20 protein-coding genes are annotated in these 14,836 nt (G+C 69.0%); 10 read left to right on the top strand and 10 right to left on the bottom strand.

The window, feature by feature from the left end; genetic code table 11:
• Both NQK81_RS25800 and NQK81_RS25795 read right to left on the bottom strand, forming a co-directional pair.
• A complete protein-coding gene (locus NQK81_RS25800; RefSeq protein WP_257483564.1) occupies positions 1-156 on the bottom strand; it encodes a hypothetical protein in 156 nt (51 codons plus the stop codon).
• Entirely contained in the window at positions 156-1,271 is a 1,116-nt protein-coding gene (locus tag NQK81_RS25795) for a class E sortase (protein ID WP_371878810.1), read from the bottom strand. The genes NQK81_RS25800 and NQK81_RS25795 overlap by 1 nt, the downstream gene beginning before the upstream one ends.
• A gap of 210 nt (positions 1,272-1,481) precedes the next feature.
• On the opposite strand from NQK81_RS25795, the gene crgA reads away from it, so the two are divergent.
• Complete coding sequence (crgA, locus tag NQK81_RS25790) at positions 1,482-1,748, top strand: cell division protein CrgA (RefSeq protein WP_126734831.1); 267 nt, start codon at positions 1,482-1,484, stop codon at positions 1,746-1,748.
• A 118-nt stretch (positions 1,749-1,866) separates the two neighbouring features.
• Entirely contained in the window at positions 1,867-2,244 is a 378-nt protein-coding gene (locus tag NQK81_RS25785) for a PH domain-containing protein (RefSeq protein WP_192747326.1), read from the top strand.
• Here NQK81_RS25785 and NQK81_RS25780 read toward each other — a convergent pair.
• The 3 genes from NQK81_RS25780 to NQK81_RS25770 form a co-directional block, all read right to left on the bottom strand.
• Positions 2,229-2,717, bottom strand: coding sequence for a hypothetical protein (locus NQK81_RS25780; RefSeq protein WP_257483562.1), 489 nt, complete (start codon positions 2,715-2,717; stop codon positions 2,229-2,231). The two genes, NQK81_RS25785 and NQK81_RS25780, sit on opposite strands and share 16 nt — an antisense overlap.
• Before the next feature lie 98 nt (positions 2,718-2,815).
• Positions 2,816-3,778, bottom strand: coding sequence for a rhomboid family intramembrane serine protease (locus NQK81_RS25775; RefSeq protein WP_257483561.1), 963 nt, complete (start codon positions 3,776-3,778; stop codon positions 2,816-2,818).
• A 43-nt stretch (positions 3,779-3,821) separates the two neighbouring features.
• Positions 3,822-4,382, bottom strand: a complete 561-nt coding sequence (locus NQK81_RS25770; protein ID WP_257483560.1) for a peptidylprolyl isomerase — start codon at positions 4,380-4,382, stop codon at positions 3,822-3,824.
• Between the two features lie 89 nt (positions 4,383-4,471).
• On the opposite strand from NQK81_RS25770, the gene NQK81_RS25765 reads away from it, so the two are divergent.
• On the top strand, positions 4,472-5,203 hold the full coding sequence (locus NQK81_RS25765; protein ID WP_257483559.1) for a hypothetical protein: 732 nt from the start codon (positions 4,472-4,474) through the stop codon (positions 5,201-5,203).
• A 68-nt stretch (positions 5,204-5,271) separates the two neighbouring features.
• Here NQK81_RS25765 and NQK81_RS25760 read toward each other — a convergent pair whose 3' ends face one another.
• The 4 genes from NQK81_RS25760 to NQK81_RS25745 all read right to left on the bottom strand — a co-directional run bounded on the left by NQK81_RS25760 (position 5,272) and on the right by NQK81_RS25745 (position 7,180).
• A complete protein-coding gene (locus NQK81_RS25760) occupies positions 5,272-5,481 on the bottom strand; it encodes a heavy-metal-associated domain-containing protein (RefSeq protein WP_257483558.1) in 210 nt (69 codons plus the stop codon).
• Complete coding sequence (locus tag NQK81_RS25755) at positions 5,478-5,867, bottom strand: nuclear transport factor 2 family protein (RefSeq protein WP_257483557.1); 390 nt, start codon at positions 5,865-5,867, stop codon at positions 5,478-5,480. Before NQK81_RS25755 ends, NQK81_RS25760 begins: the two co-directional genes overlap by 4 nt.
• Before the next feature lie 167 nt (positions 5,868-6,034).
• On the bottom strand, positions 6,035-6,487 hold the full coding sequence (locus tag NQK81_RS25750) for a DUF6918 family protein (protein WP_192747319.1): 453 nt from the start codon (positions 6,485-6,487) through the stop codon (positions 6,035-6,037).
• Positions 6,488-6,655: 168 nt separating this feature from the next.
• Complete coding sequence (locus NQK81_RS25745) at positions 6,656-7,180, bottom strand: DUF2020 domain-containing protein (protein ID WP_192747318.1); 525 nt, start codon at positions 7,178-7,180, stop codon at positions 6,656-6,658.
• A 73-nt stretch (positions 7,181-7,253) separates the two neighbouring features.
• On the opposite strand from NQK81_RS25745, the gene NQK81_RS25740 reads away from it, so the two are divergent.
• From NQK81_RS25740 to NQK81_RS25730, 3 genes are all read left to right on the top strand, one after another.
• Positions 7,254-7,973: a hypothetical protein gene (locus NQK81_RS25740; protein ID WP_257483556.1), complete on the top strand. Its 720-nt coding sequence runs from the start codon at positions 7,254-7,256 to the stop codon at positions 7,971-7,973.
• Positions 7,973-8,614: a pyridoxine/pyridoxamine 5'-phosphate oxidase gene (locus NQK81_RS25735; RefSeq protein ID WP_257483555.1), complete on the top strand. Its 642-nt coding sequence runs from the start codon at positions 7,973-7,975 to the stop codon at positions 8,612-8,614. The genes NQK81_RS25740 and NQK81_RS25735 overlap by 1 nt, the downstream gene beginning before the upstream one ends.
• Positions 8,615-8,708: 94 nt before the next feature.
• Positions 8,709-9,986: a M14 family metallopeptidase gene (locus NQK81_RS25730; protein WP_257483554.1), complete on the top strand. Its 1,278-nt coding sequence runs from the start codon at positions 8,709-8,711 to the stop codon at positions 9,984-9,986.
• On the opposite strand, the gene NQK81_RS25725 is transcribed toward NQK81_RS25730, so the two are convergent.
• Positions 9,967-11,154 (bottom strand): DNA glycosylase AlkZ-like family protein, encoded by a 1,188-nt coding sequence (locus NQK81_RS25725; protein WP_257483553.1) that lies wholly within the window; start codon positions 11,152-11,154, stop codon positions 9,967-9,969. The genes NQK81_RS25730 and NQK81_RS25725 overlap by 20 nt on opposite strands.
• Positions 11,155-11,198: 44 nt before the next feature.
• On the opposite strand from NQK81_RS25725, the gene NQK81_RS25720 reads away from it, so the two are divergent.
• From NQK81_RS25720 to NQK81_RS25705, 4 genes are all read left to right on the top strand, one after another.
• On the top strand, positions 11,199-12,041 hold the full coding sequence (locus tag NQK81_RS25720; RefSeq protein ID WP_257483552.1) for an ADP-ribosylglycohydrolase family protein: 843 nt from the start codon (positions 11,199-11,201) through the stop codon (positions 12,039-12,041).
• A gap of 60 nt (positions 12,042-12,101) precedes the next feature.
• Positions 12,102-13,166 (top strand): sensor histidine kinase, encoded by a 1,065-nt coding sequence (locus NQK81_RS25715; protein WP_257483551.1) that lies wholly within the window; start codon positions 12,102-12,104, stop codon positions 13,164-13,166.
• Complete coding sequence (locus tag NQK81_RS25710) at positions 13,157-13,816, top strand: response regulator (RefSeq protein WP_126734770.1); 660 nt, start codon at positions 13,157-13,159, stop codon at positions 13,814-13,816. The genes NQK81_RS25715 and NQK81_RS25710 overlap by 10 nt, the downstream gene beginning before the upstream one ends.
• A gap of 64 nt (positions 13,817-13,880) precedes the next feature.
• Entirely contained in the window at positions 13,881-14,813 is a 933-nt protein-coding gene (locus tag NQK81_RS25705; RefSeq protein WP_257483550.1) for an alpha/beta hydrolase, read from the top strand.
• Positions 14,814-14,836 lie beyond the last annotated feature (23 nt).

Raw genomic sequence — 14,836 nt, 5'->3', positions numbered from 1 at the left:
CTACTGGACCGAAACCTCGTTGAACCAGAGCCGCGGTTCCAGCCACGGGAAGACGACGAACATCAGCAGCGCCACGACCCCGAGCGCCAGCACGACCGCCGTCACGAGCTTCACCGCGAAGGGCCCCGGCAGCTTGCGCCAGATCCAGCCGTACATCAGCGCGCCTCCGAGATCTTGGGCAGGAGTTCGGCGTAGGTGCCGACCTGGTTCTTCGGCACCTGCTGTGCCAGCACCGCGTGGATGATGAGCCGTTCCTTCGCCGAGAACTTCGGGTGACACGTCGTCAGCGTGAGCAGCGAGACCTGGTCGGCCTTCGGCAGGATGCCGGGGTCCTTGTACGGCACCGGGTTCACCGTGTCGCCCTTGGTCGGGAACACGATGCGGCGGCCGTTGGTCTCGCCGTAGGCGCCGCCGTCGACGGCGTTCGGGTCGCGCAGGGTGCCGACGTTCTTGCACTTCGGCTGCGCGCCCTTGCCCGCCGCCCAGCCTTCGACCTCGTCCTTGTACGGCAGCACCTTGTAGATGTAGAAGTCGGTCTGCGTCTCGATGATGATCTGGTCGCACGAGCTGAGGTTGTCCAGGTCGTTGAACGGCGCGCCCTTGCCGACCCGGTGGCCGGCGATGGCGAAGTTGCCCGGCTCGCCCGGCAGCGCCGTGCCCTTGTAGTGGCCGGGGCCGACTTCGAGCGCGGCCTCGGTGGTGCCTTCCTGGATGGTGAAGTTGAAGTCGGCGCCGAACACCGGGATGTGGATCCTGGCGAACGCCTTCCCGTCGACCAGGTCCGGATGCAGCTGCCGGTCCTTGCCCCATTCGCCGTCCAGCTCCGAGCTGGCCTCGGACTGCTTGTTCGCGGAGAAGAGGTCGGTCACGTAGACCTCGTAGACCATGAACAGCAGCACCACGAGGCCCGCGGTGATGAGGAGCTCGCCGACGGTCCGGATGGCGGCGCCGCCCTTGCCCAGTTCGCGCGGCGGACGTTCTTCGGTCGCGGTGCCACCGCCGACCGGTTCGAAGACGACGGTCTCCTCGGTCGACCCGGGCGGGGGCGCGGGACGACGTCGAGGCGGCGGCGCGTCCGTCCGGCGGCGCGGCGGCGGTCCGTCGTACGCCCTGCCCTCCGGCGGCCTCCGGCGAGGCACCGGCGCCGCTCCTTGGGCACGACGGGGCGGAATCGCGTCCTCCGGCCTCCGCCGGGGGGCCGGACGGCCTCCGCCGGGGGGTCGTTCGGGGTGGCGCCGTCGGTCCCCACCCGGCTCTTCCCGCTCAGCCACGCAAGCTCCTCAGTCTCGAACCAAGCCGCAGTGTCGAACCAGCACAATGTCGAACCGTGTGTGACACCAGTGTCACAGTGCGGGAAATCGACCGGTCCCGGACGGTGCCCAGCGGCGCTCGTTTACGTTAACGTGTGCACGTGGCGCTGGTTGCGCACCCGAAAGCGGGTCATCGCCACCAGGGAAGCCGAACAGTACGCGAGGAACACGATGCCGAAGTCCAAGGTCCGCAAGAAGACGGCGTACACCCCGCCGACCGACCGCCGCACGCCGGTGAAGGTCAAGGCGGCGGGCCCGTCGAACCTGTTCTACAAGATCGTGATGTTCGGCCTCATGTTGATCGGCCTGTTGTGGCTGGTCGTCAACTACATCGCGGGCGACAAGATCCCCTTCATGGCGGATCTGGGCAACACGAACTTCGCCATCGGTTTCGCCCTGATGATCGCCGGGTTGCTCATGACGATGCGGTGGCGGTGAGCATTACCCCGGTTGGCGGCTTGACGCCTAATTACACCGGTGTGACTCATCCCCAGTGTGGATAACCCCTGTGGATAACTACCCCACCTCTTGGGCGCCGCAGCAGAACGTTGTGGTAGTGGCCTGGGTGATCACCCTGTTGTTGCTGGCAGGCGTGCTGTGGCTGGCCTTCGGCGGCGACGTCGGCGGCACCGTCCTGACCGGGGTGGCGATGCTGTCCGTGGGCGCTCTCGCGCTGCACGGCACCCTGCTCCGTCCCCGGCTCGCCGCCGGACCGGACGGAATCCTCGCCAGGACCGTCGGCGGCGCGCACCGCTACTCCTGGTCCGAAGCCCGGCTGCGGTTGCGCACGACGCGACGGCTCGGCCGGGACAACCTGACCCTCGAGGTCGAATCCGGCGACCACCTGCTGGTGTTCGGCCGGATCGACCTCGGTGAGGACCCCAGGGACGTCCTGGACGTCCTCACCGCCCTCAAGGGTCAGGCGTTGTCGTAGTAGTGGACGTCGCCGTTCGGGCCGTGTGACCAGCCCGGGACGGCCGGGCCGACGGCGGGCGGCGCGTACTCCCCGAAGATCTCGTACGGCGCGGCCGGCGAGCAGATCGGGTTGATCTTGACGACGCAGTTCCGCAGCGACCCGCTGAACTTCGCCTTCACGTGGCGGGGCCGCTGGTCCTCGACCACGGCCGAGCCCGCGGTGATCTCCCAGCCGGTGGCCGCGCCCGGGCCCGTCGTGCCGACGGTCTGCGTCGCCGCCGACGAGGTCACGCCGGGGTCGCCGAAGCAGATTTTCAACGCCGAATCGACGTAGGCGACACGCAGGGTGATCGTGCTGCCCGAGCCGAGGAAATAGCGTTTGGTGTAGGTGTGGCAGGTCTCGGCGGCTTGCCCGGCCTGTGCGACCGAAGGTGCCAGAGCCGTGGCCAGCGCGGCGACGGCGGCGAGAGCTGCTGTTTTCCGGATCTTCATCTCAACCCCCAAGTTGATGTCGATGATCAACTCGAAGGTACCCAGGTTCGTTGCTTCCCCACCGGGTATTCGGATGACCCACACGGGCGAACTGAGGGCTACTCCGGGTAACAGACGTACGTCGGCGCGCCCCGGCTGGTGGTGAGCTCGCAGGACGCCGAAATCGTCTGCGAGTCCTTCCAGGCGATGAGCCCGATCATCGCCACCACGACGATCGCGATCCCGCCGAGCTGCCACTTCAGCCGGTTCTTGTCCGGGGCGTACAGCAGCGCGAAGGTGACCAAGAGCCCGGCGACGAAACCACCGGCGTGCCCGAGGATGGAGATACCGGGCACCTGGAAGGTGATGAAGACGTTCAGGCCGAGGATCACCAGCAGCCAGGTCGGATTGAGCCTGAGCTTGATGACGATGACCGTGTACGCGCCGATGAGCCCGAAGATGGCCCCGGAGGCGCCGACCACCGGGACGGCGTCGAGGCCGGCGAACACCAGGTTCGCGGCCGAACCGCCGAGCATGGAGACGAAGTAGAGCACCGTGAACGGCACGCGGCCGAGCGCGGTCTCCAGCGGGCGGCCGACGAACCACAGCGAGAACGCGTTGCTCGCGATGTGCAGCAGGCCGTACTGGAGGAAGCCCGAGGTGACGACGCGCCACCATTCGTCGCCAGCCAGCGTCGCCGGATTCCACAGCTGACCGAACTGGAACAGCTCGGAGAAGTTGTTGTTCGCGAGGCTGCCGGACTGGGCGACCGTGACGAAGAAGATGATGACGTTGAGCGCCAGGAGGACAGGCGTCACGACAGCCGTCTGAACGGGCTGGGCGCCCGCGAGCGTGCGCGCGCCGTACCCGGCGTCGCGGTACTGCTTCTGCTGGACGCGGTCCTGCTGCCGTCCCGCCTGGACGCAGTCGGTGCAGTGGAAGCCGACGGCGGCTTCGCGCAGGCAATCCGGGCAGGCCGGACGACCGCAGCGTGAACAGCTCAGCCCGGTCTGACGGTTCGGGTGCCACCAGCAGCCGGGCATGGCGGCCTGCTGGTACTGGGGGTTCGGTGGTTGGCTCACGATGCCACCAACCTACCGAAATCCCCAGTGACAGGCTCTCTGATCAGCCCTCGCGGCTGATGCTGACCTTCTCGATGACGATGTCGTTCAGCGGACGGTCGGCCGGACCGGTCGCCGTGCGGCCGATCGCGTCGACGACGTCGCGGGAAGCCTGGTCCGCGACCTCGCCGAAGATGGTGTGCTTGAAGTTCAGGTGCGTCGTCGGCGCGACGGTGATGAAGAACTGCGAGCCGTTGGTGCCGGGTCCGGCGTTGGCCATGGCCAGCAGGTACGGCTTGGAGAACTGGAGCTCCGGGTGGAACTCGTCGCCGAACTTGTAGCCGGGGCCGCCGCGGCCGGTGCCGGTCGGGTCGCCGCCCTGCAGCATGAAACCGTCGATGACGCGGTGGAAGATCGACCCGTCGTAGAACGGGCCCGAGTTCGTGCCCTGAGCGTTGGGCTGGGTGTACTCCTTGCTGCCCTCGGCGAGCCCGACGAAGTTCGCGACCGTCTTCGGCGCGTGGTCGGGGAACAGGTTCAGGTTGATGTCACCCTGGTTGGTGTGCAGAGTGGCCTTCAGCGCGCCACCAACGAGGGATCCCTTGCTTTCAGTCACGAGCTTCATCGTGCCATCTGCGGCAAGATCTGGGGAAAAGGGGCACGATAGGTTACAAGCAACGAAGCAGAATCAAAACGATTGATGAGGTGAAGGCCATGACCCGGGCCGCAGATTCGGTGAGCGAGTCGGCGAAGGCCGGCGCGCTCGGCCTGCGCAAACGTGCCGTCGAGGCGGGTAAGGAAGCCACCGCCCACGCCGTAGAGGTAGCCGAGCAGAAGCTCTCCGAGAGCGCCGGTGAGATCGCTAAGACCAGCCGTCGCGCGCGCAAGAAGCTCGCGAAGAAGACGGAACTGACCCGCAAGGAGCTCAAGCGCAGCTCCAAGGCGGCTCGCAAGGAGGCGCTGGCCAGGATTTCCGAGATGCGGAAGCCGGGCCGCAAGGCGCGCAAGGCCGCCATCCAGGCCGCGAAGTCCGCCGGTGAGTCCAAGCGCCGGGGCAAGAAGGACTTCAAGGCCGCGAAGAAGGACTTCAAGGCCGCGCTCGTCGAGGCGAAGTCGGCGGCCAAGGGGACGCGCAAGCGTCGCCGCTGGCCGTGGGTGATCGGTATCGCCGTCGTCGGTGCCGGTGCCGCCTACGCGCTGCGTTCCAAGCAGGAGCCGCCGGTCGCGCCCGCGCCGCCGAAGGCTCCGCCCGCTCCTCCGGCGAAGCCCGCCGCTCCGGCGGCGGCCGCTCCGAAACCCGCTCCGGCGAAGCCCGCGGCTCCCGCGAAGCCCGCTGCTTCCGGTCCGGCCGCGGCTTCGGGTGCGGGTTCGGGTGCAGCAGCCAAGCCCGCGGCGCCGAAGAACGGGCACCAGGCTTCGAACGCCTCCGCCGACAAGAAGAACTGACGCTTCACCCATATCTGCTATCGCGAAACGGGTCGCCCAGGACCGCAGTCCGGCCCTGGGCGGCCCTTTCACGTTCCGGTGAGTTCGTAGCCCGCTTCTTCGACGGCGGCGCGGACGTCGTCGATGTCGAGGTCCTGGTCGCTGGACACGGTGACCGTGCCGTCGTCGACGTCCACCGCCACGGCGGTGACGCCCGCGATGGTCTCGATCTCCTCGGCGACGAAAACCGCGCAGTGCCCGCAGGCCATTCCGCGCACGGCGTAGGTGCGCGCGCTCATGTCGCCGGCACGGTGCGGGTGAGCGTGTGTCCCCGGCGCATCCGGCCGTCGGGGGTGAACTCCCCGAAGAAGTAGACCTCCATCGTGAGGTCCTTGCCGCGATTCGTCACGTACAGGGTGCTCCGCGCGGCGATCCGGTCGCCGTCCGCCACCGCTTCGTGCACTTCCATCCGCCCCGTGGGCCGGTTCTTGCGGACCGGGCGGGTGTGCGCGATGAGCTTCTCCCGGTCCATCCGGTGCCCGTCCGCGATGTGCACGATGTCCGGCGTGTGATGGCGGTCGACGACCACGCCCGCGTCCTCGTCGCTGTTCACCAGTTCGTCGTGGAAGGACGCGTGGAAATCCGCGATGAACTTCTTCGGATCGGTGCCGTGGAAGGGCGTCATGGTGCTCCCCAAGCCGCCTGAGCTATCTCTTACACGATGTAAGATATCCGCCGGACGCGAAGCTTGACAAGGCGTAAGAAATACGAAGGGGCGCCGTCGCCCCCGACGTGATGTCGAGAGCGGACGGCGCCCCTTCGGATGTTCGGCTCAGCGCGTGGCTGAACGGGTCACGCGGTCGCGGCGTGCTTGTCGATCAGCTGGCCGAGGCGGGGAAGGGCCTCCTCGACGTTCTTCTTGCCGTTCGGGCGCAGCTTCGAGTAGACCTTCTTGATGCTGTCGCGGCTGCTCTTCTCGGCGCGCGAGTCGGTGACCGACAGGAGCGCGTCCGAGGCCTCGTCGCTGCGGCTGACCAGGTAGGCACCGAAGTCGTTGCCGCCCTTGGCCTTGTAGTCGCCGTAGAACGGCTCGAGGGCCACGGTGAAGTCGTCGAGCAGCGTGTCGACGGCGGCGGGGATGATGCCCGGCTTGATCTTCTTGACGGCGGCGAAGCCGGTCTTCACGACGGCACCCGAAACGCCGCCCTTGTCCGAGACCTCGGCGTCGACGAGACCTTCGAAGTCGCTCACGACCGCCGGGCGACGGCTGGAGTCGAGCAAGATTTCCTTGAGGGTGTCAGCCACGAAACCTGTCCTTTTGTCTTATGGGGAGAAATGATCTTTTGTGCCGCCGAGCCACACCGCAAGGCGGCCTCCGCCGGATCTGGCGCCCGCGCTGGTCCCGCGAAACCTCGCGCGTGCGGCACAGGGTAGTACAAGATCAACTTCACTCTGACGTGTGGATACCACTACCTAGAGCTTCAGCTCACCGATAGCCTCCTTCGCCACCGTACGGGCTTTGATGCTCTGCTTCTGGTTGGTGGTCACGACTACCGCGTTCCCACCCTTCGCGACCGCGTAAACGGCGCCTTCGCCGGAAGGTTGGTAGCCGCCCTTCCAGCCCGCCGGCTCGTCGGCCGGGTTCGAGGTGTCGATGGGCGCTGCCTGGTCCACCAACGCCTTGGCCACGGCGGGTTCCCCGACGTACACGCGCACGGTGAGCTGCAGTTTCCCGCTCAGCGCATAGAAGAAACACGTCGGATGCGGCTGATCGGCCGAGGTCTTGACCTTGGAGACCTTCTGCCCGTTGGCGTCCGACACGAAATCGTTGCCGAGGTACGGGCACGGTCCCTTGCCGGTGGGTTCCGGGGCGGGCGGGATGCTGGGCGCCGCGGTCTTCGACGGCGCGGGCGAACTCGCCGCGGGCGGCGGCTGTTCCGTCGGCCCGCAGGCCGCCAGCAGCGGCACGACGAGCGGCAAGATCAGAAGACGTCGCATAGTGGCGTCCAGTGAAGCAGATCGCCGTTTTCGTGCGACGATGGCGCTGCGCGAGGAGTCTTCGGGAGGGTCAGTGCTCAGCAAGGAGCAGTACCTGGGTGCGGTCGCAGAGCGTATCCAGCGCAGCGGCGGCAGGCTGAACACCGTCCAGATCGGCCCGAGCGCGGCCGTCGTGGGCCTGTTCACCGAGTCCGTGATGATGTCGACGATGAACTACTGCGTGGTCGCCGCGGCGATCCCGGAGGTCACCGCGCCCGCGCTGTACGACTTCACCAGGCTGGCGACACAGCACGCGCGCGCGAACGTGATGGGCACGGTCGGCTGGACGGCCGCTTCGGTGGTCATCGCCGGGCTGATCGGCGACCGCGTGTACCCGGACGCCGCGCAGGCCGCGTCGGCGAAGTCCGGCAACCAGTTCGGCGGCGAAACGCGCATGGTGGCCGTCGACGTTTCGGCGGCGCAGATGTACGCGTTCGTCGGCGGGAAGCTTTGGGGCGCGGCGGTGCAGGGGTCGGTGAACGCGAAGCTGACGTTCTGTTTCCCACAGCCAGCTGAGGTCTATCAGCAGGTGCAGTGGGCGCAGTCGCAGGGCCAGCAGCCGCCCATGCCGCCGGGGCCGCCTCCGCCGCCGCCCGGTCAGCAGCCGCCGCCCGGTTGGCAGCCGCAGCAGCCACCGCCGCCGCAGTACCCGGTCGGGCCGCCGCCCGCGCAGGGTCCGCCGCCGGGTCAGCATCCGCCGCACTATCCGCCGCCCGCGCCCGGCTATCCGCCGCAGCGCCCGCCGGGGTACTGATGAACCGCACGTTGCGCGGCTGGCCGTCGTTCCCCGAGGAACTTCCGGAGTTCGACACCGAGGCCGCACCGGCGACCCCGCGCGAGCTTTTCCTGGAATGGCTCGAAGAAGCGGGCGAACACGTGCTTGCGCCGCACGCCGTCACTCTGTCCACAGTGGACACCGAGGGCGTACCGGACGCGCGGGTGGTGATCCTCAAGGACGTCGACGGGGACACCTGGGCGGTCGCGACGAGCTCCGAAAGCCCGAAAGGTGTCCAGCTGGCGAAGAATCCGTTCGCCGCGCTGACCTTCTTCTGGCCGGGGCGAGGCCGTCAGGTGCGCCTGCGTGGCCCGGTCTCGGCCGCCGACCCCGAGGTGTCCGCCGCCGATTTCACCGCCCGGCCGCCGGCGTCGCGGGTGGAGGCGTTCATCGGCAGGCAGTCCCAGGTGCTCGAAGATCCGGCCGATCTCGACCGCGCGGCCGCGGAAGCCGAGCGCTGGGTCGCCGGGAATCCCGGTGTGGCACCGGAAACCTGGACCCGGTACCTGGTGACACCGTCCGAAGTGGAGTTCTGGCAGGCGAGCCACGACCGGCGGCACAAGCGGCTCCGCTACCGGCGCGAGGACGGAAGCTGGCGCAAAGAGCGCCTCTGGCCGTAAACGGTAACTGGGAACGACGATCGTCGGGTTGTCGTGGATGATTCACCTCGGCGACGGTGAAGGCCACCTTGTCCCCAGATCGTTCGGAGGCGAAATGTCCACACGCCGTCGCATCGGGGGCGCCTTGGCCGCCACCGGGCTCGCCCTGCTGGCCGTCACGACGCCCGTCGCGAGCGCCCAGACCGGCGACCCGGCGAGAGGGCTGTACTCGGTGGAGGGCGCGTCCACGCCGGACAAACGCACCGCGGTCGCCCGTACCGGCGTCGACGTCGCGGGTTCGCGGGGCGGCGCGCTGACCGTCGTCGCCACGCCGGGACAGGCCGCGGCCCTGCGCGCCAACGGCTTCGGCCTGAAGCAGCTCGGCGACTTCGACAGCATGCTGAAACAGCGGAGCGCCCGTGCGGGCACCGCGGCGGTCGCCGGCGACTTCCCGCCGGGCGACGAGGCGTACCACACCTACGCCGAAACGACCGCTGAGCTGCAGAAGACCGCGAAGGACCACGGCGGCATCGCGACGCTGTCCAGCATCGGCAAGTCCCACGAGGGCCGTGAGCTGAACCTGCTGAAGATCAGCGACAACGCGGGCACGGACGAGAACGAGCCCGAGGTCCTGTTCACCTGCAACCAGCACGCGCGCGAACACCTCACCACCGAGATGTGCCTGCGGATCGTGCAGCGGTTCACCAGCGGCTACGCGACCGACGCGGCCATCAAGAAGATGGTCGACGAGCACGAGATCTACGTGATCCCGAACGTCAACCCGGACGGCTCCGAGTACGACATCACCGGTGGCGAGTACCAGGGCTGGCGCAAGACGCGGAAGCCCGTGCCGGGCAGCAGCGCGATCGGCACCGACCCGAACCGCAACTGGGACTACAAGTGGAACTGCTGCGGCGGTTCGAGCAACAGCCCGTCCGCCGAGGACTACCACGGCCCGTCGGCGTTCTCCGAGCCCGAGACCAAGGCGGTCGCGGACTTCGTCGACTCCCGCGTGGTCGGTGGCGCGCAGCAGATCAAGACGCACATCGACTTCCACACCTTCTCGGAACTGGTGCTCTGGCCGTACGGCTACACGAAGGCCGACACCGACACGGGCCTGAACGAAGAGGAAGCGAAGCGTTTCGCCGACGTCGGCAAGCAGATGGCCGCCACCAACGGCTACACGCCGGAGCAGTCCAGCGATCTGTACGTCACCGACGGCGACGTCAACGACTGGGCTTGGGGCAAGCACAAGATCCTCAGCTACACCTTCGAGATGTACCCGAAGGACGGCGGGATCGACGGCTTCTACCCGCCCGCTTCGGTGATCCCGGAGCAGACCGCCCGCAACGACAAGGCGGTCGACATCCTGATCAACGAGGCGAAAGCCTGAGATCGGCCACTCGCGACGCCCGGCTCTTCGGCGAATCCAAGCTGAAGCTCCGGGCGTCGCCCAGTTGGTCACGGACGAATTCCTCGGTCCGCGCGATCGTCTCGCGCAGCGCGGCGTCCTCGTCGCCGAAGAACCGGTGGACGATCTTGCCCGTCTCGGTGTCGAACTCCCACAGGCCGGCGATGCGGCCCCGGTCGACGATGACGTGACTCGGCGGGTCCGCCTGCCCGCCCAGCGTCTCCCCCGCCCGGCCTCCGGGTACCGGCCGTTCGACGTCGGCGTCGGCGAGCAGCCGCGGCATCTCTCGGTGCAGCAGGTGGATGCCGTCGATCCCGGCGAGCAGCGCGTACGACGGCTCGGACGGCACGGTGAACGCGGCGAACTCGTCGGCGATCTCCTTGGGCAGCAAGAGATCGGTGCCGTCGAGCGACACTAGTTCCAGCTGTTCCGCGATCTTCTTCGCACTGGCCGCGGTGAAACCGGAGAACCAGCGGAAATGCTTCAGCGACGCCGGGGCGGCCCACGAGAAGTACCGCCGGGCGAGTTCGGTCCGCGCGGTGTCCATATCGGACAGTGCGCCGCGCGGGGACGGCGTCCAGCGAACGTAGCCGTAGCGCTGCTGGTCCAGCCGTCCGGTGACGGGGACCCGCCGGATGTCGCCGCGGGCCTGGAGCAGACCGAGCGCGAGCGGCAACGTCGTGGTGGTCCCGCGTTTGCGGCCCGCCTCCCCGAGATTGCGCACCGCCGGTCCGGCGGCCTCCTTGATCGCGGCCGGAGAGAGCGGTTCGCCGTCGAGCAGATCGGCGACGGTGACGCACAGTTGCTCGATCTCGGCCTGCGTGACGCCGAGGTATTTCTCCGCGGCCGCGAGTTCGCCGGCGGGCGCCGCGGCGCCGACCGTCAGGCCGAGTTCGAAATCCGCCGACGGCAGGACGTAGGTGCAGCCACGTGCCGAAGGCAGTTCGTGGATGGCGAGCTGCGCGACGTCCGCGTCGACCGTCTCGCGATCGAGGCGGGCTCTGGCGAACAGCCCGAGATAGGGCGCCGATCCGCCGACCGAGCGCATCCAGCCGGTCCGCTCCAGCACCGCGGCCGCCGACGACCCGTGCAGCGTTCCGTCGAGCCCCTGCCGATGTGCCCACCACGCGCGCAGCTTGTCGGTCGCCATGACTCCACGTTAGGCGGCACCCCGCGGCCTGGCACGATGACGGCATGCTGGTCGAACTGGCCATCGGCGACGCGTACGGAGGCTCCTTCGAGCACGCGTACCCGGGCTTCGTGGCCGAGCACAACACGCTGGCCGGTTACGTGGCGCAGCCCGGTGCCCAGGCGGGTCGCTACACCGACGACACGCAGATGACGATCGCGATCGCCGAAGTGCTCGTGTCGGGACAGCGATGGACGCCGCTGCTGCTCGCCGAGCAGTTCGTGCGGGCCTACCACCGCGATCCGCACGACGGCTACGCGCCGCGCTTCCATCAGCTGCTCAGCGAGGTCCGCGACGGCGAAGAGCTGCTACGGCGGCTTCACCCGCAGAGCGACAAGAGCGGGGCGGCCATGCGCGCCGGGCCGATCGGGCTCCTGCCGACCGTCGACGACGTCCTCTACCACGCGAAACTGCAGGCCAGGATCACCCACGACACCCCGGCCGGGATCGCCGCGGCGCAGGCCGCCGCGCTGGCCGTCCACTATTGCCACCATCGGGTGGGTCCGCTCACCGAGGTCGCGAGGTGGATCGACGGGATCCTTCCGGAGGACGTCGGGCACGGCGGCTGGGCGTCGCCGTGGTCGGGCAAGGTCGGGCCGCAAGGCTGGATGAGCGTGCGCGCCGCGCTGACCGTGTTGACCGGCGGCGGAGGACTCGCCCGGATGCTCCACGCCGCCGTCGCGCTCACCGGCGACGTCGACACCGTCGCGACGATCGCGCTCGCCGCCGCGTCACGCTCGCCCGAGGTGGCACAGGATCTGCCGCCGTCGCTGTGGCGCGACCTCGAGAACGGCGAGTTCGGCCGCGACTATCTGGCCGGCCTCGACGAGCGGCTCCTGCACATCTGACGTAGACGGGCTCCACGGAACGCGGACGCGCCCGGCAGCCGGTTTCGGCAGACTGAGCGGGTGAAGTGGCTGATCAGGAGCGGGGCCGTCGCCGCTTGGCTCGCGGTGAGCGCGCTGCTCGTCGTCGGCACGGCGAATCTCGAACCCGGCCTCGGGGAACGCCCGGTCGACGCGTTCGGCTTCGCGGTCGTCTCGCTCGCTTGTCTCGCGCTCGCCGTCGCGTGGCGGCTCCCGGTGGCCGCGGCCGGGACGGAAGCGTTTGCGCTGCTGCTCTACCTGGGGATCGACTATCCCGACGGTCCGGTGTTGTTCGCCGGTCTCGTACCGCTGTTCGCGCTCGGAACCCTTCGCCCGCGGCGGCTCGCGTACGCCGTCGCGGGCGGTATGGCGGTGATAGTCGTCGGCGCGAACTTGACCACCGGCGGGGCGGGCGTCCTCGATCTGGTCTTCGTCGGCTGGGCAGGCTTCGCGGTCTTCGCGGCCGACGCGCTCCGAGCGCGGCGTGAGCGGGCCGCGGCCGCCGAACGGGCGGAACGCGAGCGCGTCCTCGGCGAGCGGCTGCGCATCGCCCAGGATCTGCACGACAGCGTCGGCCACGCGATGGCGGTCATCAACGTCCAGTCGGGAATGGCCGAGCACGTGATCGACGATCACCCGGAAGTGGCGAAGGAAGCGCTCGGGGTCGTCCGCACGGTCAGCGGCACGATCCTGGACGAACTGAACGCGATGGTGCGGCTGCTGCGTGAGGACTCGGCCCCGCTCCGGCCGGCGCCGGGCGTGGCGGACATTCCCGCGCTGGTCGCGTCGGCGAACCAGGCGGGCCTGGCCGTCACGCTGGACCTCGACGCTCCCGGTATCGGGCAGCCGGTCGGCGGCGCGGTGTACCGGATCCTCCAGGAATCCCTGACGAACGCCGCGAAACACGGTGCGCCGTCCGCCGAGGTGACGGTGCGGGCCGACGAGAACGGCGTGCGGCTCGATGTGTTCAACGAGATCCACGCGTCTGGTCCGGATGTTCCCGGCGCGGGGATCACGGGAATGGGTGAACGCGCCAGGGCGACCGGCGGCACACTGAGCGCGGGCCGTGAGGACGGGAGGTTCCGGGTGAGCGCGCGATGGCCGTGATCAGGGTGGTGCTCGCCGACGACCAGCTGCTCGTGCGGTCCGGATTCGCGGCGCTGCTCCGGGCGGAAGCCGGGATCACCGTGGTGGGGGAAGCGGACGACGGCGAGACGGCCGTCGCCGTCGTCGCGGAGACCGTGCCCGACGTCGTGCTGATGGACATCCGGATGCCGGGGACGGACGGGCTGGAGGCCACCCGCCGGATCATGGCGGACGAACGGCTTTCCGGTGTCCGCGTCCTCATGCTGACAACGTTCGACCTCGACGAATACGTCTTCGACGCGCTGCGCGCCGGAGCGAGCGGCTTCCTGCTCAAGCACACCAGGCCCGCCGATCTGATCCAGGCGGTCCGCGTCGTGGCGGCGGGAGACGCGCTCCTCTCCCCGAGCGTGACCAGGCGGCTGATCGCGGAATTCACCGCCCGGCCGTCACCGGCGCTGCCCCGTGCCGACGGCTCGGCGTTCACCGAACGAGAGCACGAAGTCGTCCTTCGCGTCGCGCAAGGGATGTCGAACGAAGAGATCGCGCGCGAGTTCGTGATCAGCGCGGCGACCGTGCGGACCCACGTAAGCCGGGCGATGACCAAGGTCCACGCCCGCGACCGGGCCCAGCTCGTGGTCTTCGCCTACCAGAGCGGGATGGTGCGCGCCTGACGTAGCCGCGGATCCCCACACCGGCACGACGACGCGACCCGGGCCCGGGAGCGACGCTTTCGCCATGAAACTCATCGCGAAAGCCGCTCTGCTCACCACGCTCCTTTCCCTGACCGGGATCACGACGGCGACCGCCGCGGAAAGACCGGCCCGCTGCGCCGAACAACGCTTCGCGGTCCAGGTGCACGGCGAACGCCAGACGATCGCCGGCGAATTCTGTGTCCGGGGGAAGCTCACCCCGCGCACGCCGGTGCAGGTCCTGTTGCACGGCGGGACCTACGACCGCGACTACTGGGACTGGCCCTACCAGCCGCGTCGTTATTCCTATGTGGACAGTGCGACCCGCGCGGGTTACGCGACGCTCAACCTCGACAGGCTCGGGTACGGCCGCAGCAGCCGCCCGGATCCGGAAACCCTCGACTTCGAAGCCGGCGGTGAGGCCGTCCACCAGGTCGTCCGGCAGCTGCGTCCGCGGTTCCGCACGATCGTCCTCAATGGACATTCCATGGGCGGACTGGTCGCGGAACGGGCCGCCGGACGGGGCGGTGTCGACGCCGTGATCGTCAGTGGCATCCCCCGGGTCCGGCCCGGCGCACGGACCGAGGCCGCGTCGCCGTTCCACCCGGCCGAACTGGACCCGAAGTTCGCCGGAAAGCCTTGGGCCCGCGGCTATTTCACGACAGTCCCCGGCACTCGCGCGCGGACCTTCCACCACCCCGGCACGTACGACCCGGCGATCATTCCCGTCGAAGAAGCCCTCAAGGACACGCTGGCGTCGGCCGAACTCCGCTCGGTGGGGCCCGGCGCGGCGAACCGAGCGGCGCCGAAGGTGCCGACGGCGTACGTACTCGGCGAACACGACACCCTGGTCTGCGGAAGCGGCGACTGCGGCGCCGACGAGATCGTGCGGGGCAGCGGTCATTCGATCAACACCAGCCTCGCCGCGCAGGCCTTCTACCGGTGGACCTTCACCTGGCTTGCTCGAAACACACGGTGAACGCGCACGATGCCTGTCACCGG

Origin of the sequence: Amycolatopsis roodepoortensis, from assembly GCF_024628825.1 — a bacterium.
Taxonomy (GTDB): Bacteria; Actinomycetota; Actinomycetes; order Mycobacteriales; family Pseudonocardiaceae; genus Amycolatopsis; species Amycolatopsis roodepoortensis.
This window is presented reverse-complemented; position numbering and strand designations above follow the sequence as displayed.